Genomic DNA, 23,490 nt, shown 5'->3' with positions numbered 1-23,490 from the left:
GACAGATGACGAAACAGCAAGCAGTCCTGATTATTGACGATGAAGAGGATATTTTACGGTTATTGAAAACGGTGTTGACGAAAGAAGGAATTGAACGTATTTATACGAGTACGACCGTGAAGGATGGAGTGGCGCAATTTCAGGCGCATCGTCCGGATCTTGTTTTATTAGATATTATGCTGCCTGATGGAGAAGGGTATGATGTGTGCAAGCAAATCCGCGAGATCTCCAACGTGCCGATTTTATTTTTATCCGCGAAGGATGAAGAGGTGGATAAAATCGTCGGGTTTGCGATTGGGGGAGATGATTATATTACGAAGCCGTTCAGCCCGAAAGAAGTCGCTTATCGGGTAAAAGCACAGCTGCGCCGAGCGAGTTTTATGAGAGAGGAACCGAAAGAAGAGATTTTACAAGCGGGGCCGTTTACGTTAAATGAACAAACAGCGGTGCTGACGAAGAATGGTGAATCGATTGAGTTAAAGCCGAAAGAGCTGGGCTTAATGAGCCATTTGATGAAGCATGCTAATCATATTATTAGTAAGGAAAGCCTTTGTCATCATGTGTGGGGCGAGGATTTTATCGGCTTTGATAATACGATTATGGTGCATATTCGTCGTCTCCGCGAAAAAGTTGAGGAAAATCCGTCCAAGCCAGAGTACATCCTCACAGTGAAAGGCTTAGGGTATAAATTCGTTATGAAGGAGGATTGATGATGCGCTGGCGTTTAACAGGAAGGTATTTAGTTTCGATCCTCCTCATTGTGTTATTTGTCGTTTGTATTAATGGGATGATGCTCGTTGGCTTACTGTTGTGGCAATCGCACACGGTTGCGCCTTTATCTAGTCAACCAGTGGAATCATTTGGGCGAGAGTTTAAACAATATGTTCAGATAGATGAAGGAAGACCAACGATCAGTTCAGCAGGAAAAGCAGCTTTGAAACAGAAAAATGCTTGGATTCAAGTATTGAATGAACAAGGAGAAGAGCAATATACATACCGAGCACCAAAGACGTTGCCCACATCGTATTCACCAGTGGAAATTGTTCAAATGTATAAATATAAAGAAGTCGATGCCGATACCACCGTCTTTATGGATAGTGTGAATCACAATGGACAAGCGTACAGTTACTTTATTGGCGTGGTTGACCGTAATATTAATAGATATGTCCTTTCATACAATACGGCACAGTTAGGGAAGAGCTTGAACAATATCTTTTTGCTGTTTCTGATCATCGACAGTTTGATTGCTGTGTTGATTGGCTATGCATTTAGCCAGCGATTAACGAAACCGGTTCATAAAATTATTGATGATATTAAAAAGCTGGCAAACAAAGACTATAACGTCGTGAGTCAATCGAAGGGAGTTTATCGGGAAGTCACTCATAATGTACAAGATTTATCAACACAGTTAAAAAGAGCGGAAGCGGAGCGGAAGAAGCTGGATCGCTTAAAAGAAGAATGGCTTGCGAACATTTCGCATGACATGAAAACGCCGCTTGCTTCGATTCAAGGGTTTGCGGAAATAATGAAGGATAAAGACTATGATTTTTCCATTGAGGAGATGCGTGAATACGCTGAAATCATTGAGCAAAAATCAATATATATAAAAGAAGTGATCGACGATTTGAATTTAACAACACGCTTGAAAAATAAACAAATGTCGTTAAATAAGAAAAGCGTCAATCTCGTCTCGTTAGTGAGAAATATCGTCATCGATTTATTAAATGACCCGAAACATCAACAATGCTCGATTACTTTTAACTGTAAAGAAGAAGCGGTTTTTTTAGAGGTGGATGAGTTGTTACTGCGGCGGGCATTGAGCAATTTAATTTACAATGCGGTCGTACATAATGATCCAGATACGAAGATCACTGTGGCGGTGGACGGAACAGCCATTTGTATTGAGGATGATGGCAAAGGGATGGATAAGAAAGAGCTTGACCATATTTTTAGCCGTTACTATCGCGGTACGAATACAGGGGAATCTCATAAAGGCTCTGGGCTTGGGATGGCGATTGCGAAAGATATTATCGAAGCCCATCACGGTACGATTGCGATTAACAGCATTTTAGGTGAAGGAACAACGATTCGGATTGAGTTATAAAAAATATCAAAATGACACAGTCCATTCGACAATTTCAAATACGACGTATATAAGCCAATCCTGTTGTCCTTATTCATGAGGCGACAGGATTTTTTTTGGGCGAGTAGACAAAATCATTGGTAGTAGATCCGTCAGTCATGTTCGAATTGAAATCGTTCACCACCAAAATACAAGCAATTCTTGATAAAAATTCTAAATTTTCATTCTCATTTTTATTTCCTGTTGTATAATAGAGAATAAGGGGGGAGCGGGAAGATGAATATGCATTTGAAGCCAGGACTTTGGCAACAGCAGACAATGAAGCTTGCGATGACGCAAGAGCTCACGCAGGCGATCGCTTTGCTACAGTACTCTGCCCAAGAGTTGACAGAGTTTTTAGAAGCGAAGACGATGGAGAACCCTTTTATACAATTAGAGGAATCAGGAATGAAAGCGCTTCATAAGAAGGAAAAAACAGGGGCGAAGCAAGGGGTATCAAGTGAGAAAGATGATAAGAATTGGGTGGAGCATTTGGCGGATACGTCACAGACATTGCTCGACTATTTACGAATGCAATTGTCGCTCATTCCGATGGGACCTACACAAAAGCGAATCCTTGATTTTTTGTTATATAATATGGATGAAAACGGCTATATGTCGATTACGATGAAAGAGGCGGCGCTCATGTGTCGTTGCCAGCCAGCTGAAGCAGAAGAAGTGCTAGAGATGATTCGTGAGTTAGAGCCTGCGGGGGTAGGAGCATTTAACTTGCAAGATTGCTTGTTGTTACAGCTAGAAAGAATGCTCGATGCTTCTCCGCTCGTATTTACGATCATTGAAGATCATTTCATGGAATTTGCCGAAAAAAACTGGCGTCCGCTGGCGAAGAAGCTCGATGTCGATGTGAAAGAGATTCAAGCGGTGGCGGACTTTATTCAACAACGGTTAAATCCGAAACCAGGTGCGCATTTTCAAAAAGAGCAAGCAAATTACGTGCGCCCGGATTTAACGGTTCAGTTGAAAAAAGATGCGATTGAAGTGTATCTGCTTGAAGAGGATCTGCCGAAAATTATTTTTCAAAAAGATTACTTTAATGAATTAGCGATTCATAAAGACCCGCAGTTGAAGCAGTTTATGAAGGAGAAACAAAAAGACTACTTATGGTTACTGAAAAGCTTAGAGCAACGGAAGCGAACGATTCAGCGAGTAGGGTTGAAAATTGTTGAGAAGCAAAAAGACTTTTTCTTCCAAGGGCCGACGAGCTTGCAGCCGCTAACGATGAAGGAGATTGCCGACGAATTAGAGATTCACGAATCCACTGTTAGCCGAGCGGTGCGAGGGAAATATATGCAAACGCCGTACGGAACATATGAATTGAAGTTCTTCTTCCCGGCAGGCTTAACGAATGGGGGAACAGAAGAGACAGCCTCCGCTCAACAAATTAAGGCAAAAATGATGGAGCTTGTTACGGCGGAAGATAAGAGAAAGCCGCTTTCCGATCAGGAAATTAGCAATCGATTGAAGGAAGAAGGGTGGCAGGTGTCGAGAAGAACGGTAGCGAAATACCGTGATCAGCTCTCGCTCCCTTCCTCCTCGAAACGAAAAAGATACGACTGAGAATTGAGGAACAGCAATGAAAGAAATTATTTTTTATACGCGACCACAGTGCCCTCTTTGTGCAGAAGCGCAAACGGTGTTGCAGCTTGTGCAGGAAGAGGTGCCCATCGTCGTCCATGAACGCAATATTAACGATCGAGACGAATGGACAGAGCAGTATGGCTTGATGATCCCTGTGATTGAATATAATAATGAAATCATTCAATATGGGATGATTGATTATTCGACATTAATCGAAAAATTACAATAGCAACATAAAAGCTTAACATGATATTGGTTGATTTTTGAATTTCCCCCTGTTACTATAAACGTGAAGGCAGGGATTTTTTTTGAGTTTAGTGGGACGTATTTATTTTTAATGGGACGAAAAACGACCCACAACAGAATTAAAGGAGTTTTTATGCGAACATTTATTGATATTCAAAAAAGATTATTACCTGACTTGCTACATGTTTTGCAGAAGCGTTATGAAATATTGCAATCGATTCGCCTTGCTCAACCGGTTGGAAGAAGGCTATTAGCTCAATCGCTAGGCTTGACTGAAAGAGTGTTAAGAAGTGAAGTCGAGTTTTTAAAAGATCAGGCTTTAATTGATTTTCAGTCAAAGGGTATGGTTTTAACGATGGATGGTGAATCTGTACTTGATGGTTTGCAAGAATTAATGGGTGAAATTAAAGGCTTACACGCGATGGAAGAACAATTGAAAATGCGCTATGGACTCGATGAAGTGATCATCGTGCAAGGAGATAGTGATCAATTGCCATGGGTTAAGAAAGAACTTGGCACGGCTGCGGTCAACTGTATAAAAAAGCGGTTAATCGCACAGAATATCATCGCAGTTACAGGCGGTACAACGATGGTAGAAGCAGCTCAAGCGATGAATGAACAATTCAGCGAAGGGAAGGACATCATTTTTGTCCCAGCACGAGGCGGCATTGGAGAAGATGTTCATATTCAAGCCAATTCGATTGTAGCCCAGATGGCGATGAACACAGGTCGCGTTCATAGAGTTTTGTATGCACCTGACCAAATGAGCCCGAAAGCGCAACAGTCTCTTATGAAAGAACCGGCTATTAAAGAGGTACTTACGATGATCAAATCCGCCAACATTGTCATTCATGGAATTGGTGAGGCGCTCGTGATGGCGAAAAGACGAAATACAGCTGAAGAAGATAGGCAGAAGATTAGGCAAGGTCAGGCGGTAGCGGAAGCTTTTGGTTATTACTTTGATGAAGTGGGCACTGTCGTACATAAAATTGCTACGATCGGCCTGCAATTGAACGACCTTAAACAAGCTCACGAGGTGGTTGCTGTCGCAGGTGGAGCATCTAAAGGAAAAGCGATTCACTCGTATTTGCAAGGTGCACCGAAAGCGACGGTTTTAATTACGGATGAAGCGGCGGCTACATGTTTGCTTCATGAATAAATTAGTAGTTAATAATTAATGGCATTTCATTAATTATTGATCATATAAATTCTGAAAAATTGAAGGAGGAATTTGAATATGGCAGTGAAGATTGGTATTAATGGATTTGGACGAATTGGACGTCTTGTATTGCGAGCAGCTTTGAAACATCCAAATTTAGAAATCGTAGCGGTGAATGATTTAACAGATGCTAATATGTTAGCTCATCTTTTAAAATATGATTCTGTTCACGGAACGTTGGAGGCAGAAGTAACAGTTGATGGCGAGTACATCGTTGTTGATGGACATAAAGTGAAAGTACTAGCAGAACGCGAACCGGCTAACCTTCCTTGGGGAGAGCTAGGCGTAGATGTTGTTATCGAATCAACAGGACGTTTCACGAAGCGTGAAGATGCGGCGAAGCATTTAGAAGCAGGTGCGAAGAAAGTCGTTATTTCAGCACCAGCTAAGCAAGAAGATGTGACGATCGTGATGGGTGTGAACCATGAGCAATACGATGCACAAAATCATCATGTCATCTCTAACGCCTCTTGTACGACGAACTGCTTAGCGCCGTTTGCGAAAGTATTAAATGACGAATTCGGTATTAAACGCGGAATGATGACGACGATTCATGCTTACACAAACGACCAGCAAATTTTAGACCTTCCACATAAAGACTATCGTCGTGCGCGTGCGGCAGCGGAATCCATTATTCCAACGACAACAGGAGCGGCGAAAGCAGTTGCTTTAGTCCTTCCTGAGTTAAAAGGTAAGTTGAACGGAATGGCGATGCGCGTGCCGACACCGAACGTTTCCGTCGTTGATTTAGTTGTAGAGCTAGAAAAAGATGCAACAGTGGAACAAGTGAACGCCTCATTGAAAGCAGCAGCAGAAGGTGAATTAAAAGGTATTCTTGCTTATACAGAAGAGCCGCTCGTTTCTCGCGACTATAACGGAAGCTCTGTCTCTTCAACGATTGATGCTTTATCGACGATGGTGATCGAAGGCAACATGATGAAAGTACTTGCTTGGTATGATAATGAAGCAGGTTATTCTCATCGAGTGATTGACTTAGTTGAATACATCGCGGAAAAAGGACTATAATTTTCTGAAAGTGTTACACTAATAAAAAATGTGTTATATTTTTCAACATCTTAGTTGGAAAATAGTAACCCACCATCTATAATGTAATTGGGATGTAAGGGGAGCGGGGAACAATCCCCCTCCCCTTTGTCATTGATCGTGACGAATGAGTCGTCTTGACTTTGAAAAGTAGGGAGTCGGCTGGCGAGAAAAAACGGGGCGCCAAAGCCATGAGAACCGGTTCTTTTCGCCATGCCATCCTTAGTTCTAAAAAGTGGGAATGCCATTTGTGATCGATCAATTTTTCAACTAAACAAGGGAGGCCTTTTTGAATGAACAAGAAGACGATCAAGGATGTGGATGTGAAAGGAAAACGCGTGTTTTGTCGCGTCGACTTTAACGTACCAATGAAGGACGGAAAAGTAACGGATGACACACGAATCCGTGCCGCGTTACCGACCATTCAATATTTGTCTGAGCAAGGAGCGAAAGTGATCCTAGCGAGCCACCTTGGCCGCCCTAAAGGCGAAGTGAAAGAAGAGCTTCGTTTAACACCTGTTGCTGGTCGCTTGTCTGAGCTTGCTGGCAAAGAAGTCAAAAAAGTCGATGAAGCTTACGGCGAAACTGTTCAAGCTGAAATCGAAAAAATGAACGATGGCGACCTTTTACTACTTGAGAATGTTCGCTTTTACCCTGGTGAGGAGAAAAATGACCCTGAATTGGCGCAAGCATTTGCTAGCCTTGCAGATGTGTATGTCAACGATGCCTTCGGAGCCGCTCACCGCGCCCATGCATCGACAGAGGGGATTGCTCATCATGTGCCGGCCGTTGCTGGTTTGTTAATGGAGAAGGAGCTTGACATACTTGGAAAAGCGCTTTCGAATCCAGAGCGACCGTTTACAGCGATTATCGGCGGAGCGAAAGTAAAGGACAAAATCGATGTTATCGACCACTTGCTTGATAAAGTGGATAACTTAATCATCGGTGGTGGACTTGCTTACACATTTGTGAAGGCACAAGGCCATGAAATCGGCAAGTCTTTATTAGAAGAAGACAAAATTGATCTAGCGAAGCAATTTATCAAAAAAGCCGAAGAAAAAGGCGTATCATTTTTAATGCCAATTGATGCGGTTGTCGCAGATCGATTTGCTGAAGATGCGGAGGCGAAGGAAGTAGCGATTGAGGACATTCCAGCCGATGCTATGGGTCTTGATATTGGACCGAAAACGAGTGAACTTTATAAAGAAGCGATTCAAAAGTCAAAGCTTGTCATTTGGAATGGACCGATGGGGGTATTTGAAATGGACAAGTTTGCTGGTGGAACGAAAGCTGTAGCAGAAGCGTTGGCGGAAGCTGAAGGTACATATTCTGTGATCGGTGGTGGCGATTCAGCAGCTGCTGTTGAGAAGTTCCAGCTAGCGGATCGTATGAGTCATATTTCAACGGGTGGCGGTGCTTCCCTAGAATTTATGGAAGGCAAGCAGCTACCTGGTGTAGTCGCTTTAAACGACAAATAAGAGAAAAGCATTGGAAAGGATGAAGACACTTGCGTAAACCGATTATCGCAGGAAACTGGAAAATGCATAAAACATTAGCGGAAGCAACAAGCTTTGCGGAAGAAGTGAAAGGCTTAGTTCCTGATGCTAATGTAGTAGATAGCGTTATTTGCTCGCCTGCGTTGTTTTTACAGCCACTTGTACAGGCTGTAAAAGGCACAGACGTCAAAATTGGTGCACAAACGATGCATTTTGAAGAGAGCGGGGCATTCACAGGCGAAATTAGCCCAAAAGCGCTTCAAGATATCGAAGTGGACTATGTAATTATTGGTCACTCGGAGCGTCGTGAAATGTTTAACGAAACCGATGAGACGGTCAACCAAAAAGTGCAGGCTGCTTTTCAACACGGATTAACACCGATCGTTTGCTGTGGTGAAACGTTAGAGCAACGTGAAAATGGTGAAACGAATGCGTTCGTTGGTGGACAAGTGAAAAAAGCACTTGAAGGACTAACGGAAGAGCAAGTGAGCCAAACGGTGATTGCCTATGAACCGATCTGGGCGATTGGCACGGGTAAATCGTCAACAGCACAAGATGCCAATGAAGTGTGTGCTCATATTCGCCAAACGGTGGCAGAGAGCTTTTCTGCAAGCGTTGCTGACAACGTTCGCATTCAATACGGCGGCAGTGTAAAGCCTAGCAATATTGGCGAATACATGTCTCAGCCGGATATTGATGGCGCGCTTGTTGGTGGAGCTAGCTTAGAGCCAGCGTCGTTCTTGCAATTGTTGGAGGCGGTTGGCAATGAGTAAAGCACCAGTAGCCCTCATTATTTTAGATGGTTTTGGTTGCCGAGGCGAAACGGCAGGAAATGCGGTTGCTCAAGCAAAGAAGCCAAACTTCGATCGTTATTGGGAGCAGTATCCCCATACGACGTTAACAGCAAGTGGCGAAGCAGTCGGACTACCAAATGGACAAATGGGTAACTCAGAAGTAGGCCATTTGAACATTGGCGCTGGTCGCATCGTCTATCAAAGCTTAACACGAATTAATGTGGCTATTCGCGAAGGTGAGTTTTTTCAAAACGAGAAATTTTTGCAAGCGATTGAGCATGCGAAAAAGCATGATTCTGCGCTTCATTTATTCGGACTTTTATCGGATGGCGGTGTGCATAGTCATAATGATCACTTGTTTGCTCTACTGAAGCTCGCTGCTCAAAAAGGTTTAGACAAGGTGTATATCCACGGCTTCTTAGATGGACGGGATGTTGGTCCGAAAACAGCGGTTGGATATATTGAGGACACGTTGAAAAAAATCGAAGAGTATGGCGTAGGTCAGTTCGCAACGATTTCTGGTCGTTACTATGCAATGGATCGCGATAAACGCTGGGAGCGTGTAGAAATGGTCTATCAAGCGATCGTACGCCAAGAAGCACCTCTGTTTAAAGATCCAATCGAGCTTGTCGAAGATTCTTACGCAAACGGCATTACCGATGAATTCGTCGTTCCTGCTGTGTTAACGGATGAATCAGGCAAGCCAGTGGCGAAAGTGGAAGATAATGATGCTGTTATTTTCTTTAACTTCCGTCCAGACCGTGCGATTCAATTATCGAATGTGTTTACGAATAAAGAATTTGCAGGCTTCGATCGTGGAGTCGTGCCGCAAAATCTAACATTTGTCTGCATGACTCCATATAGCGAAACAGTTGATGGTGTCATTGCATTTGAAAATATTGATTTAACGAATACAGTCGGTGAAGTGTTATCGAATCACGGACTGAATCAATTACGCATCGCGGAAACGGAAAAATATCCGCATGTCACCTTTTTCATGAGCGGAGGCCGTGAGAAGGAATTCCCGGGAGAAAAACGGATTTTAATTAATTCACCAAAAGTAGCTACTTACGATTTGAAACCGGAAATGAGTGCTTATGAAGTAACGGACGCGTTGCTTGATGAGATTCAAAACGACAGACAAGATGCGATTATTTTAAACTTTGCCAACCCTGATATGGTCGGACATTCCGGTATGCTACAGCCGACAATCAAGGCAGTAGAAGCCGTCGATGAATGTTTAGGCAAAGTCGTTGATTTAATTGTAGCTAAAGGTGGAACAGCGATTATTACCGCTGACCACGGGAATGCCGATGAAGTCGTAACGCTTGAAGGAAATCCGATGACAGCTCATACGACAAATCCCGTTCCAGTGATTGTAACAAGACAGGGAATTGCATTGCGTGAAGGCGGCATTTTAGGCGACCTTTCACCAACGATGCTTGATTTGTTAACGATTGAACAACCGTCAGAAATGACTGGTACATCATTAATTAAAAAATAAATTACATTAAAAGGAGAGTTTAGTATGCCGATTATTACTGATATTTACGCACGTGAAGTATTAGATTCACGCGGAAATCCTACGGTTGAAGTAGAAGTATATACGCAATCTGGCGCATTTGGACGCGCGCTTGTGCCGTCTGGCGCTTCTACTGGTGAATATGAAGCAGTAGAACTTCGCGATGGCGATAAAGACCGTTACCTCGGTAAAGGGGTATTAAAAGCAGTTGAAAACGTAAACGATGTCATCGCTCCAGAATTAGTTGGAAGCTTTGAAGTACTTGAGCAAGTAGCGATTGATCGTGCGATGATCGAATTAGATGGAACAGACAACAAAGGAAAATTAGGAGCGAACGCAATCCTTGGTGTATCAATGGCAGTTGCACATGCAGCGGCTGACCACTTAGGTGTTCATTTATATGAATATCTTGGCGGCGTAAACTCTAAGCAACTTCCTGTACCGATGATGAACATCGTTAACGGTGGAGAGCATGCGGATAACAACGTTGATATCCAAGAATTTATGATTATGCCAGTCGGTGCGGAAACTTTCAAAGAAGCTCTTCGCATGGGCACAGAAATTTTCCACAGCTTAAAAGCGGTATTAAAAGAAAAAGGTTTGAACACAGCGGTTGGAGATGAAGGTGGCTTCGCTCCAAACTTAAAATCAAACGAAGAAGCATTACAAACAATTATCGAAGCGATCGAAAAAGCTGGCTACAAGCCCGGCGAACAAGTGAAACTAGCAATGGATGCTGCTTCTTCTGAGTTCTATAACAAAGAAGATGGCAAATACCATTTAAGCGGAGAAGGTGTTGTCAAAACATCTGCTGAAATGGTGGATTGGTATGAAGAGCTTGTTTCTAAATACCCAATCGTTTCGATTGAAGACGGCTTAGACGAAAACGACTGGGAAGGCCACAAAATGCTAACAGAGCGCATCGGCGGCAAAGTTCAGCTTGTTGGGGACGACCTATTCGTAACAAACACAGAAAAACTTGCACAAGGAATTGAGCAAGGCGTAGGCAATGCGATCTTAATTAAAGTGAACCAAATCGGTACACTAACAGAAACATTTGACGCGATCGAAATGGCCAAACGTGCTGGTTACACAGCCGTTATCTCTCATCGCTCTGGTGAAACAGAAGACGCAACCATCGCAGACATCGCTGTCGCAACAAACGCTGGCCAAATCAAAACGGGTGCACCGTCTCGTACAGACCGTGTAGCAAAATACAACCAATTGCTTCGCATCGAAGACAACCTTGGTGAATTGGCTGAGTACTTAGGCGATAAAACGTTTTATAATTTGAAGAAATAAGTGAAGGAAAGCCCGACACAATATGTGTCGGTTTTTTTTACGCATTTTTTGATATCGGAATAAACGTTTGAATATTTAGAAAAATGTGTTAAAATTTTATGTATATCGTTGGAGGAATGGGGTGTATATAGGTGTTTCGGTCGATTAAGATGAACTTTATTGTGGTGACACTCGTTCTTTTGGCTGTGCCGGCTTTCGTCATAGGGTGGATTTCTTATGAGACGTCGAAAGAGGAGTTAAATGAACTTGGAAAGCAGAATTTAAAAAATGATGTGCAGTTTGTGCTCGCAACGATTGAAGTGTTGAATAAGCAAGTGGAGAAGGGGGAGGTGCCGCTTGAGGAAGCGCAGGAGCAAGTGAAGCAAATGATCCTTGGACCGAAGCAAGCGGACGGAACGCGCCCGATTACGGATCGTTTTGATTTAGGTGAAAGCGGTTACATGTATATCGCCGATGATCAAGGCACTCTTTTGGCTCATCCGCAAATAGAGGGAGACGATTTAATGCAGATCGTGACGCCTGATGGGGTGAATGTAGGCGAAGCGCTTATGAATATTTTAACTAGTAGTAGTCAAGAAGGCTTTCTTGAATATACATGGAGCTTGCCAGACTCGGAGGAGACCGCTCCGAAAATCATTTATGTCGCACATGACCCTCATTGGGGATGGAACGTGACGGCGAGCACTTATATGAAAGACTTTAACGCAGGGGCGAATCAAATTGTGACTTATTTACTCATAACGTTGATGGCCGCTTTTCTGATTGGTACAGTTATTATTTCTATTTATACGAAAAGAATGATTGGCCCGATTTTGTCGATTGAGCGTGAAGTTCGATTGATTGCCAAAGGAGATTTGAGCAAGCCGTCGTTATCGATTCAGCGCAAAGATGAAATTGGTCGATTAGGTCAAAATATTGATAGGATGAAGCAAGAATTGAAGCAAATGATTCAAGAAGTGGCTCATCACGCTGAAAAAGTGAATGATTCCTCAGTCGAATTAAGTGTCGTGTCAGAGGAAGCAGGTAAAGCATCTGAACAAATTACCCATTCGATGATGGGCGTTGCGGCGGCTTCAGAGGCTCAAAAAGCGTTCACTGTCAATACGACAGAGACGACGAAGCAAATGAATGAGGCGATTTCAGACATTCATCATCAGTCGCAGCAAGCGGTTGGTGCGGTTGAAGAAACGACAAAAGCGGCGCAAGATGGGGTGCAGGTGCTTACGACTTCCGTTGCACAAATGAATGATATGACCAACTCTTTTGCTAGTTTAGCGACGGATATTTCTAGCTTAGTGGAGCAAACGGATCATATTGATGACATCGTTCAAGTCATTTCGGATATCGCCAAACAAACGAATTTATTAGCGCTAAATGCCTCGATTGAAGCCGCTAGAGCAGGCGAGCATGGCAAAGGCTTTGCGGTTGTTGCGGAGGAAGTGAAGAAACTCGCAGAACAGTCGGCCGCCTCGACGGAACAAATTAAGCCGATGATCCAAACGATTCAGCAGCAAGTGAAGAAAGTAGAAGTGAGCATGACGGAATCGACGGCGAATGTTCGCTCCAGTGTCCGAACGATCGACCAAGCCAATACCGATTTTCAAACGATCGAATCGTCTGTTGAAGGGATGCAACAAGTCATTGTTCACGTCTCCTCTAAGATCGAAGACATTCGCCAAGATGTCGCGCACATTGTTTCTACGATAGAAACGTTAGACGAAGGGGCCCAGCAAGCCGCTACTAATACGGAACAAATTGCTGCGGCGACGGAGGAGCAGCTCGCTTCGATGGAAGAAATTAATGCCTCCTCCGCTATCTTAGCGGGACTTGCCGATGAACTGCACCAAACCGTTCAACGATTTAAAACGAGCGAATAGAATTCTTGTTTTTCAAATTCCAGTTCTTATGTTAAAATAAGAATATTCGTATGTTCGTTTGATGGAGGTTAATAAAACATGTTGCATACAATCTTAATGGTTTCTCTTGTCATCGTGTCGATTGCGTTAATTGCAGTTGTTCTTCTTCAATCTGGCAAAAGTGCTGGTCTATCTGGAGCGATCTCAGGTGGTGCGGAACAGCTTTTCGGTAAACAAAAAGCACGCGGTATTGATTTAGTGTTGCACCGTGCTACGGTCGTATTAGCGGTTTTATTCTTCGGCTTAACGATCGCTGTATCCTATTTAGGACTATAATAAAAAAAAAGCATCCGTACGGGTGCTTTTTTTATTTTGGGGAATTATGATCGGATCGGGCGGGAAATCGCTCTTTTTGGGCGCGAATAGGAGGAAACTGGTCACGAATGAACGATGATTGGGCGCGAGCTTTGTCAAATCGGGCGCAAATTTTGTCAAATTGGCCGCCCACCCAACCCACTTAATTTTCCCTCCTACTAGCTACTGGAGGAAATTTTTCGTAAAATAATGTTGAGAGTTGAAGGAACGGTCCATACTAGAGAAAAGGAGCTTTATGCATCATGAAAATAACTTTACCACAACCATTTACATTTGAAGCGGGCGAGCGGGCGGTTCTTTTGCTCCACGGGTTTACAGGTAATTCTGCCGATGTCCGCATGCTCGGTCGCTTTTTAGAGAAACAAGGGTACACGTCTCACGCTCCTCATTATAAAGGGCATGGCGTCCCGCCGGAGGAGCTTGTGTTAACGGGACCTGATGATTGGTGGCAAGATGTACTGGATGGCTACAATCACTTGAAGGAGCTTGGCTATAACGAAATTGCCGTTGCGGGTCTTTCACTTGGCGGTGTGTTTTCTTTAAAGCTAGCGGAAACGGCACCGGTTAAAGGTGTGATCACGATGTGCGCTCCGATGTATTTTAAAAGTGAAGAGGTCATGTACAATGGCATTGTAGAATATGCGCGCGGCTTTAAAAAGTTTGAAGGAAAATCGGAAGACGTCATTGAAAAAGAGATGGAACAATTTAAAAAGACGCCGATGAATACGTTAAAGGCGTTGCAACATTTAATCGCTGACGTTCGTGCAAGCATCGATATGATTTATGCGCCGACGTTCGTCGTTCAAGCGCGCCACGACGAAATGATTAACCCAAACAGCGCCAATATTATTTACGAAGAAATCGAGTCAACGATGAAGGAAATCAAATGGTATGAAGAGTCCGGTCATGTGATCACACTCGATCAAGAGAAACAGCAGCTTCATGAAGATGTGTATCAATTTTTAGAGCGGTTAGACTGGACAGTTTAACGAGAACAGGAGGGAAAGAGATGGAACAAGAAATAAAGCAGTACGTTGAGCAGCTGTTAACATATATGAAAGAAGAAAGCTACAAGCCGCTAACGGTGAAAGAGCTAGAAGAGGCGCTTGGAATAGACGATTCTTCTGATTTTAAAGAGTTTGTGAAAGCACTTGTGCATATGGAAGAAAAGGGTCTCGTCGTTCGTACGAGAGCGAACCGCTACGGCTTACCGGAAAAAATGAATTTAGTTCGCGGGAAAATTTCTGGTCACGCGAAAGGCTTTGCTTTCTTACTACCAGAGGAGCCGGGAATGGATGATATTTTTATCCCACCACATGAAACAAATGGGGTATTGAATGGAGATATTGCGCTTGTTCGAATCACATCTGAAACGAGCGGATCACGCCGAGAAGGAACGGTCGTCCGCATTTTAGAACGAGGCAAGAGCGAAATTGTTGGAACTTACACCGACAGCAAACATTTCGGCTTTGTCGTTCCAGATGATAAAAAGTTCGCCAGCGACATTTTTATCCCGAAAGAAGTGACGAAAGGAGCGGTCGAAGGTCATAAAGTCGTCGTAAAAATTACGTCGTATCCGGAAGGCCGCAAAAATGCCGAGGGTGAAATTATTGAAATTCTTGGGCATAAAAATGATCCGGGTGTCGACATTATGTCCGTCATTTATAAGCATGGCTTGCCGCAGGAGTTTCCGGAAGAAGTAATGGAACAAGCGAATGCCGTGCCAGATACAATTGACCCGAAAGACACGGAAAATCGTCGTGATCTGCGCGGGGAAACGATTGTGACGATTGATGGAGCGGATGCGAAGGACCTTGATGATGCGGTCACAGTGACGAAGCTTGATAATGGAAACTATAAATTAGGCGTGCATATTGCCGATGTTAGCCATTATGTGACGGAAGGCTCTCCGATTGATCAAGAAGCATATGAGCGTGGCACGAGTGTTTATTTAGTGGACCGCGTCATTCCGATGATTCCCCATCGCCTATCTAACGGCATTTGCTCGCTTAATCCAAAAGTCGATCGACTGACACTGTCTTGTGAAATGGAAATTAATGCGACTGGGGAAGTCGTCAGTCATGAAATTTTCCAAAGCGTGATTAAAACGACGGAGCGTATGACGTATAACGATGTGAACAGCATCCTTGTTGAAAAAGATGAAGAGCTACGTAAAACATACGAGCCACTCGTGCCGGTATTTGAAGACATGGAAACACTCGCGTCGATCTTGCGTGACAAGCGGAAAAAACGTGGGGCGATTGATTTCGACTTTAAAGAAGCAAAAGTGCTAGTTGATGAAGACGGCAAGCCGACCGACGTTGTATTGCGTGAGCGTTCCGTGGCGGAGCGTTTGATCGAAGAGTTTATGCTTGTCGCTAACGAAACAGTAGCGGAGCATTTCCACTGGATGGACGTACCGTTTATGTATCGAATTCACGAAGACCCGAAAGAAGACAAGCTTCAGCGCTTCTTTGAATTCATTACGAACTTCGGCTTAATCGTCAAAGGAACAGCGAATGTTGTTCATCCGCGTGCGCTGCAAGAAATTATTGAAGCAATCGAAGGCAAGCCGGAAGAAGTCGTCATTTCTACCGTGATGCTACGCTCGATGCAGCAAGCGAAATACAATCCAGAAAGTCTCGGTCACTTCGGATTATCGACCGAATTTTACACACATTTCACGTCACCGATTCGTCGTTACCCAGATTTAATTGTGCATCGTTTAATTCGCACGTATTTAATCAACGGAGAAATCGATCCAGCGACACAAGCGAAATGGGATGCGCGACTTCCGGAAATTGCTGACCATACATCGAGCATGGAGCGCCGTGCGGTTGATGCGGAGCGAGACACCGATGAAATGAAAAAAGCGGAATATATGCTTGATAAAATTGGCGAGGAGTACGATGGCATTATTAGCTCTGTTACCAATTTCGGGATGTTTGTCGAGCTGCCGAATACGATTGAAGGACTCGTTCACGTCTCCTATATGACCGATGACTATTATCGTTACGACGAACGTCACTTTGCGATGATCGGCGAGCGTACCGGAAACGTCTTCCGCATTGGCGATGAAATTACCGTTCGTGTGACCAATGTGAACAAAGACGAGCAATCGATCGACTTTGAAATCGTCGGCATGAAAAATGTGAAAAAACGTTCGTTTAAAGAACAGCCAAAAGTGGTAAAATTAAAATCCAACGATCAGAAAAAACGCGGTCCACAAGGCAACAGCGAGAAAGAATCCGCGGGAGAATGGTCCAATCAGCCTCCTCGTAAAAAGAAAAAGCGCGGCAAATTTTACGAAGGTGTGCCGAAGAAAATGAAGAAACAACGTAAAAATAAACAATGATTAGTGAGCCGGCAGTTACGGCTGCCGGCTCAAATGAAAAATGGAAGGTGAAGCAAATGCCAAAGGGAGAGGGAAAAGTCGTTGCTCAAAATAAAAAAGCGCGCCACGACTATTTTATTGAAGAAACATATGAAGCGGGAATTGTGCTCCAAGGAACAGAAATCAAATCGATCCGTAACGGCCGTGTCAACTTAAAAGACGCGTTCGCTCGTATTCAACAAGGAGAAGTGTTCATTCATAATATGCACATCAGTCCATATGAGCAAGGAAATCGTTACAACCATGAGCCACTACGCACAAGAAAACTGCTTTTGCACCGCAAGCAAATCGATAAGCTGATCGGTGAAACGAAGGAAGCAGGCTATTCCATCGTTCCATTGAAAATGTATTTAAAAGATGGCTATGCGAAAGTGTTAATCGGTCTAGGAAAAGGGAAAAAGAAATACGACAAGCGTGAAGACTTGAAGAAGAAAGAAGCGAAACGAGATATTGATCGCGCCTTCCGTGACCGTCAAAAAGGAATGTAATACCAGCGTCGATCGGTTGATTTTTTATGTGAGTATGCTATAATTGGTCTTGTCACTAAATGACAACTTAGCTCTGGCTAATAGCCTGGAGCATCCGCAACCCTTTTAACATGGGGACGTTACGGATTCGACAGGGGTAGTTCGAGCTTAGGTTGCGAGTCGAGGGGATCGGCCTCGTTAAAACGTCAAAGCCTATAACTGGCAAACAACAAAACAATTTCGCTTTAGCTGCTTAATAAGCGCTTAGCGGTTCGCCCCTCCATCACCCGTGTGGTAGGGTAGCGGACTCAACTTTAGCGGGTTACGCCGGATTCCACCGTCTGAGGAAGAAGGAAGAGAACAACCAGACTAGCGGCTTTAACGCCTGTCGATAGGCAGAGAAGTTTAGCGAAACGCGAATATATCGACTACACTCGTAGAAGCTTAAGTGCCGTTATCTTTGGACGTGGGTTCAACTCCCACCGTCTCCACCAAATACATATTTGGTGGTTTTTTATTGTTTATATCTGAAAAAATTTTCCTCAAACGATAACTCCTTTCTTAACAACTCCGTAGAATACTTTCCGTTTCTAGGAGTTACTCTCTCGTAGTTTTCCACAATCCATTCTGCGCGTTTTCTCTTTTTATCAATTCTTAAATGATGAAGGACTTTTTAGTATGGTTATATGAAAACATTGTTAACAGTTTTAAATAAAATGCGTGCCAATCCGTATGAAAAAATTATGTAAGTGCATCAACTTCACATTACGAACCAACTTATTATGAGCTTGCGAAAAAATGGATTTGCTGCCTTACCAGATTTTGTGTTATCGTTGACTATGTAGATGGCAAACTGCAAGATGTGAGGCAACAATTGAATTATAGTGAAACGGGTTGGTTTAGAGACACTAAAAAAATAGCAAGAGGTGAGCAAATTGAAAATTGGACAATCTCCTTTTCAACCAATCATACCGAAACTAGGGAAAAAAGAAAAAATAGCTGATACGGAAGCGACAGTTTTGCAGCAATTAACCGATTCGAAGCAAGCAATAAAGGAAACCATACAGCGACAAATTGCTGAAATCGAAGAAGCGCGAACGGATATGGGAGAGGATGACCCGAAGGCACAGCGTTTAATTGAAAATTTTAAAAACGGCGAAAAGCTAACACCAGAGGAAATGGCGTATGTGCGTAAAAATGCACCGGGTATCATTGATTACATTGATCGCATTACACGTGAGCGTGAAGTTATTGAACTAAGTATGAAAATGGCACCGACAAAAACAGATGTGCAAATGGTCGCGTTTCGTGCGTCGAAGCAAATTGAAAAGCATCAAAATCCAGAAGAGCGTGAAATTCGCGCGAAGCATTTAGCTGATGCCAAGCACGAGTATGAGCAAACGGATGAATACAAGGAAAAGCCAAATAGTCCGTTAGAAAAACAAGAAAAACCCGCTACGATTAGCTACAAACCAAATCAAAAGCAATCCATCGAAATGGCAAAAGTCGCCTATGAACAGGTGAAGCCTCAAAAGAGAGAGAACACAATTCAATATGACCAGTAAGAAAAATAAACCATTTAAATAGCCAACTGCCTGAACTTTTTAGGTAGTTGGTTATTTTTTATCACGCGTGGTGCAACATCTAAAAAATAATATTGGGATTAGCTATGGTCCTAAAATCGCACCTTATGCAGGCAGAGCGGATTTGTATCAATCTATGGCACTGATATTGGTTTGAAAAGTTCTTTAGTAAAAACAAATAGTACAGGAGCTAAAAAATGAGTTTAAAATCTCAGAAACTTTTAAAATACGGAATTTTTTTTGTTTCAATTATATTAGCAGTCGTCTTGTATAATGTTTATAAAATAAATGAAAGTGATACAATTCATTCAAATATTAAACAAGAAGTTCAACAGAACGAGTATGTTGATTTTAATAAAATAGTAGATGGCGATTGGGACAATATAATTCTAGTTAATTCGTACACGGACAAAGCTGAAATAAAGAATAAATATGGAATTGCTGCAAATCGAATCAGCGACTTTTCAGTAGCATATCGAGATGACCGTGTGCTTATTATATTTTGTAAAGGAGAAAGCATTCAAAACTATATTTATTGGTTTGGTAGTGTTTCATCAAGTAAAGATGAAAAAATATATGGTTCCATTCAGATTAAAAGAGAAGACGCCAAATTTAAAACAGATAAAACTTCCGATAACAGCATGCCCTTAAATTTAATCCATGTAAAAGAATAATGATTGTTTTGAGAAGTGCAGCAAAAGTTGCGCTTCTTTTTTATTCTTTTCCCTTTGTATTGTGGAAGTATAAAGAAATAAAAAACTTGCAGATGCCTTATTTATGAGCACCCGAGCGGTAGAATATAATTTAACAAAAAAATATATATAACTAAACACAAGCACAAGATCAGAAGCATTAGTTGAAGTTATGTGTAAAGCACCTTTTTTGGATTAAGGTGCTTTTTGCAATTCTATTAAGCAAAGATCTGAAAATGGGATATTCATAAAAGCGTGAGAATCCATGTGGATTTTAGTAATTACCGCAAAAAAATGGCGGTTATTACTGACTTATTTGCGGTAAATATAGGTCGATTATATAGTATGATAGCATTTAGTAGCGCTACTAGAACCAAATAAGATTTTCGCTTGATATAGTATCAATCTTTTATAGAGTATTGTTTTTTTTGACGTTTCAACTGAAATTATCAATTGGGAATGTTCAGTCGAAATATTATACATCGCTTTGGATATTATTCTAAAAAATGGGGGTTTAATTATGAAAAAAATAGTTTCAACACTTGCGGTATTTGCTTGTCTTAGTGTATCAACAGTAAGTGCGTCTGATGAGTCTATAGAAATTCAGGATAGTGGTGGAGTTAACTTAGACCCTATTCTTCAAGAAGAATCTAAGGGGTTAACTGCAATTGCGAAAGCCGTTAAAATTCCTAGAGACGGTGGAGGAACGTTCTATGTTGATTACGGAAAAAATTATCATACATCATATTACAATCACCCGACCAAAACACATTTAGCAAGTGTAAGTAATGCCTACCAAACATTACGTAGTCGTTGGAAACTCAAAAAGGTTTTAGCTCATAAATCGATTAAGTCGACTCCGTGGGGAAATAAAGCAAACTGGCAAACTAAATAATAATGAACCTGTAACATAGTGTAGGCGTTGACTACACTATGTTACGTTATTTAAAGGAGTACTCTTCTGTGAAAAAATTACTCTATGTGTTGTTAACTTTAGTTTTTATTTCGGTAAATCTCTTTGGTATTTCATTAATGAGTAATAAACAATTGGTTGATTTTTTATACACAAATAATCAAATGGTGCACATTGACTATAGCGGAGCTAAATCAAACTTTGAAATTGCTGAGTTCGTAGAACATCTGGTTAAGTTTTCAAAGGATAAAAATATAAATATCTCTCAGTATAATTATCTAAGTGAAAATGAGTTAAATATCTATTCTACAAATATTATAAATGACCCAAATATTCATTTGGAATCGGGAGAGATTCCTAAGGATACTACATATATCTCAAATGAGGCTTTAGATTTAAGTAACGCTAATCAGTCGGGTATGTTTTCTTTCCCGTTATCGAACTGGAAGGTTCATATCTATGATATTCAACAAGTAAACAATGTTGGATTTGGAGAAGAATTTTATATAAGTGGGGCTGATCATGACTTAATTAATGCCTTTATTGAGGAATTCTCAAGCTACGGTAGTATTTCACTGACAAGTGAAAATATAAGTAGTTTAGTTTTGACGAATAGGTCCTTGTTAATGGTTGTGGCTTTTTCCTTCGTTATCTTTCTTATTGGGGTGTTTTACTTTCTTATCCAAAATCGAAAAGATATATTATTGCAGGAGCTTTGGGGATATTCGAAATGGTTAGTATTATTCACAGTTCCAAGGCTGTTTTTACGCTTCTTCATCCTTTTAGTATCGTTATTATTATTGGTAATGTTAGGTTTTATTATAGTGTTTGGTCAAGCATATTTCCTTACTGATTACATAATAATGTTTATTCTTACGAATGCTACTACAATCCTTGTTCTCCTATTTTTTACGCTAATAGAGACGTGGTTTATCCAAAAATTCAACGCTAGTCCTGTAAATATTAAAGGTAAACTCCCGTTTGAAAAAATCCAGTGGATATCCGCTATTTTAAAAGTGGTAGTTTCCATGGTTCTATTTAGCGTTATAAGTTCTTCACTAGTTGATTTTTATTATTTAAGTAACAAGCTTGAAAGATTAGACTATTGGAATCAAACGCAGAATGTGTTTAGAATTCAAGTCGGGCCAATAAGTGAAGATGTAATGAACAACTTAGAGACGGATAGAGATTTAACCAATCGATTGTTTGATTTTTACAAAAAGATTGAATCGGAAAATAAAGCGTTTCTTATGGAGTCTGAAAATTTCAGTGTCATTGATTATGATAATGGGGAACCTATCTATAGTTACACCTTAAATACGACAGATAAAGACGAAATTTATTCTTCTCATGGTAGAAGTGTTACTATAAATAAAAACTATTTACATGTTAATCCAATCAATAGTAGTAATGGGCTAGCTATCGATGATCAAGTGCAAAACGACGAAGATACTTTAAATATATTAGTGCCCGAGCAGTTCAAAGGCTTAGAAAATCAAATTATTCAATCCTATAAAGAAGAGTTCTATTTTCAAAAAGTAGATATAGATAATATGTATAATCGAGAAATTGGTTCTCCATTGAACGAAAAAAAAATAGAAGATTTAACTGTTAATATTATATATACCGAGGAAGGGCAGGATTATTTTACATACAATAGCTTTACAGGAGATAGTCAAAATAAAATTAAAGACCCTATCGCGGTAATATATAACGAAAATGTAGATACTTCGAATATAGGAGCATATGCAACGACATCTCTATTCTTTTTAGACAATTCTAAGGGGAGTGCATTTGAGAATATTTCCTCCTCACTATCTGAGGCTAATGTGTCTGAAGTAAACAATGCAGTGTCTGTCTATAGCGAGGCGAATGATGAAATCGTTCAATTACAGTGGTTGTTGTTCCAGCAAATAATTGGGTTGGTCATTACCATTATTTTTTCAGGGGTACTCTTTATTGCATTTATTTGGGCATATTATCGTGCGAATGTCTATCAATTAAATCTCAAATATTTGTTTGGCTATTCTTACTGGAAAAGAAATAAAACTATTATTCTAATTGCGGTTCTTTCTAACGTTATATCAGGATTACTAGTGTGCTTCATTTATGATATCACTACTATAATCCCCGTGGTCAGTTTAGTTTTGATTATTGATTTGGTTGTCATAAATGTGCTAAGTAATTATTTAAGTAAAAAGAACATGTACAAATTGTTAAAAGGAGATCACATATGATCGAACTTAATGATGTAAGTAAAAGTTTTGATGGGCAGCCTGTATTATCAAATTTTTCTTTAAATATAAACAAAAATGAGTTTGTATCTATAGTAGGTTCAAGTGGGTCTGGTAAAACAACGGTGTTAAACCTTATGGGATTATTAGATAAACCAGACCACGGCAATGTTAGGGTGGCCGGATATGTAAATCCTAATAAAAAAGAAATCATGTATTTGAGAAGACATATATTCGGGTATATTTTTCAAAATTATCTTCTGATGGATAATGAAACAGTTTTAAATAACTTATTAATCTCAAAGGTATACAACGAGGAGTTCAGCGATGAAATGTTGATAAGTACCTTAGAGAAAGTTGGATTAGATTCTACATTTTTAAAGAAAAAGGTGTATCAGTTAAGTGGTGGCGAACAACAAAGGATAGCAATTGCTAGGGTTATGTTAAAGCCTTGTAAGATTGTATTAGCCGATGAACCGACGGGGAATCTGGATCATTTAAACAAAGAAATAATTGTCTCCCTGTTTCGTCAATTACAAAGTTCAGGTAAGACAATCGTCTGTGTCACCCATGATAAAGAAATTGCGGACAAATCGGATAGGGTAATTAATATTACTGGAAAGGAGGATTAA

At 41.2% G+C, this 23,490-nt stretch carries 20 protein-coding genes and 1 other RNA gene; all 21 read left to right on the top strand.

What is annotated here, in order from left to right; all coding sequences use genetic code 11:
- Positions 1-5 precede the first annotated feature (5 nt).
- The 21 genes from ACSVDJ_RS16085 (at position 6) to ACSVDJ_RS15985 (ending at position 23,490) form a co-directional block, all read left to right on the top strand.
- Positions 6-710 (top strand): response regulator transcription factor, encoded by a 705-nt coding sequence (locus ACSVDJ_RS16085; protein WP_439167205.1) that lies wholly within the window; start codon positions 6-8, stop codon positions 708-710.
- Positions 710-2,104: a sensor histidine kinase gene (locus ACSVDJ_RS16080; RefSeq protein WP_439167203.1), complete on the top strand. Its 1,395-nt coding sequence runs from the start codon at positions 710-712 to the stop codon at positions 2,102-2,104. The genes ACSVDJ_RS16085 and ACSVDJ_RS16080 overlap by 1 nt, the downstream gene beginning before the upstream one ends.
- 255 nt (positions 2,105-2,359) lie before the next feature.
- Positions 2,360-3,700, top strand: a complete 1,341-nt coding sequence (rpoN, locus tag ACSVDJ_RS16075; RefSeq protein ID WP_439167201.1) for an RNA polymerase factor sigma-54 — start codon at positions 2,360-2,362, stop codon at positions 3,698-3,700.
- Between the two features lie 16 nt (positions 3,701-3,716).
- Complete coding sequence (locus tag ACSVDJ_RS16070) at positions 3,717-3,950, top strand: glutaredoxin family protein (protein ID WP_439167199.1); 234 nt, start codon at positions 3,717-3,719, stop codon at positions 3,948-3,950.
- 150 nt (positions 3,951-4,100) lie between these two features.
- The gene (locus tag ACSVDJ_RS16065; RefSeq protein ID WP_439167896.1) at positions 4,101-5,126 is read left to right on the top strand and encodes a sugar-binding transcriptional regulator; all 1,026 of its coding nucleotides are present in this window, start codon (positions 4,101-4,103) and stop codon (positions 5,124-5,126) included.
- A gap of 78 nt (positions 5,127-5,204) precedes the next feature.
- Positions 5,205-6,212 (top strand): type I glyceraldehyde-3-phosphate dehydrogenase, encoded by a 1,008-nt coding sequence (gene gap / locus ACSVDJ_RS16060; RefSeq protein WP_439167197.1) that lies wholly within the window; start codon positions 5,205-5,207, stop codon positions 6,210-6,212.
- Between the two features lie 311 nt (positions 6,213-6,523).
- Positions 6,524-7,708 carry a phosphoglycerate kinase gene (locus ACSVDJ_RS16055; RefSeq protein ID WP_439167196.1) on the top strand — a complete coding sequence of 395 codons (1,185 nt, stop codon included), beginning with the start codon at positions 6,524-6,526 and terminating at the stop codon, positions 7,706-7,708.
- A 29-nt stretch (positions 7,709-7,737) separates the two neighbouring features.
- Positions 7,738-8,499 (top strand): triose-phosphate isomerase, encoded by a 762-nt coding sequence (gene tpiA, locus ACSVDJ_RS16050; protein ID WP_439167195.1) that lies wholly within the window; start codon positions 7,738-7,740, stop codon positions 8,497-8,499.
- A complete protein-coding gene (gene gpmI, locus ACSVDJ_RS16045; protein ID WP_439167194.1) occupies positions 8,492-10,024 on the top strand; it encodes a 2,3-bisphosphoglycerate-independent phosphoglycerate mutase in 1,533 nt (510 codons plus the stop codon). Before tpiA ends, gpmI begins: the two co-directional genes overlap by 8 nt.
- Positions 10,025-10,048: 24 nt before the next feature.
- Complete coding sequence (eno, locus tag ACSVDJ_RS16040; RefSeq protein ID WP_094833551.1) at positions 10,049-11,344, top strand: phosphopyruvate hydratase; 1,296 nt, start codon at positions 10,049-10,051, stop codon at positions 11,342-11,344.
- A 149-nt stretch (positions 11,345-11,493) separates the two neighbouring features.
- Positions 11,494-13,221, top strand: coding sequence for a methyl-accepting chemotaxis protein (locus tag ACSVDJ_RS16035; RefSeq protein WP_439167193.1), 1,728 nt, complete (start codon positions 11,494-11,496; stop codon positions 13,219-13,221).
- Positions 13,222-13,317: 96 nt separating this feature from the next.
- On the top strand, positions 13,318-13,536 hold the full coding sequence (gene secG / locus ACSVDJ_RS16030; RefSeq protein ID WP_439167894.1) for a preprotein translocase subunit SecG: 219 nt from the start codon (positions 13,318-13,320) through the stop codon (positions 13,534-13,536).
- A gap of 281 nt (positions 13,537-13,817) precedes the next feature.
- Complete coding sequence (locus tag ACSVDJ_RS16025; RefSeq protein WP_439167192.1) at positions 13,818-14,564, top strand: alpha/beta hydrolase; 747 nt, start codon at positions 13,818-13,820, stop codon at positions 14,562-14,564.
- 20 nt (positions 14,565-14,584) lie between these two features.
- Entirely contained in the window at positions 14,585-16,930 is a 2,346-nt protein-coding gene (gene rnr / locus ACSVDJ_RS16020) for a ribonuclease R (RefSeq protein ID WP_439167190.1), read from the top strand.
- 56 nt (positions 16,931-16,986) lie between these two features.
- Positions 16,987-17,457, top strand: a complete 471-nt coding sequence (smpB, locus tag ACSVDJ_RS16015) for an SsrA-binding protein SmpB (protein WP_100403892.1) — start codon at positions 16,987-16,989, stop codon at positions 17,455-17,457.
- A gap of 112 nt (positions 17,458-17,569) precedes the next feature.
- Positions 17,570-17,930, top strand: a transfer-messenger RNA (tmRNA) gene (gene ssrA / locus ACSVDJ_RS16010).
- Between the two features lie 441 nt (positions 17,931-18,371).
- Positions 18,372-19,001 carry a hypothetical protein gene (locus tag ACSVDJ_RS16005; RefSeq protein WP_439167188.1) on the top strand — a complete coding sequence of 210 codons (630 nt, stop codon included), beginning with the start codon at positions 18,372-18,374 and terminating at the stop codon, positions 18,999-19,001.
- A gap of 215 nt (positions 19,002-19,216) precedes the next feature.
- A complete protein-coding gene (locus ACSVDJ_RS16000) occupies positions 19,217-19,693 on the top strand; it encodes a hypothetical protein (protein ID WP_439167186.1) in 477 nt (158 codons plus the stop codon).
- A 538-nt stretch (positions 19,694-20,231) separates the two neighbouring features.
- The gene (locus tag ACSVDJ_RS15995; RefSeq protein WP_439167184.1) at positions 20,232-20,606 is read left to right on the top strand and encodes a lactococcin 972 family bacteriocin; all 375 of its coding nucleotides are present in this window, start codon (positions 20,232-20,234) and stop codon (positions 20,604-20,606) included.
- Between the two features lie 68 nt (positions 20,607-20,674).
- The gene (locus tag ACSVDJ_RS15990; protein ID WP_439167181.1) at positions 20,675-22,861 is read left to right on the top strand and encodes a DUF1430 domain-containing protein; all 2,187 of its coding nucleotides are present in this window, start codon (positions 20,675-20,677) and stop codon (positions 22,859-22,861) included.
- Entirely contained in the window at positions 22,858-23,490 is a 633-nt protein-coding gene (locus ACSVDJ_RS15985) for an ATP-binding cassette domain-containing protein (RefSeq protein WP_439167179.1), read from the top strand. Before ACSVDJ_RS15990 ends, ACSVDJ_RS15985 begins: the two co-directional genes overlap by 4 nt.

Source organism: Bacillus sp. Hm123, assembly GCF_051842975.2.
Lineage (GTDB): Bacteria > Bacillota > Bacilli > Bacillales > Domibacillaceae > Bacillus_CE.
The sequence above is the reverse complement of the archived record's forward strand: the minus strand, read 5'-3'. Positions and strand labels throughout refer to the sequence as shown.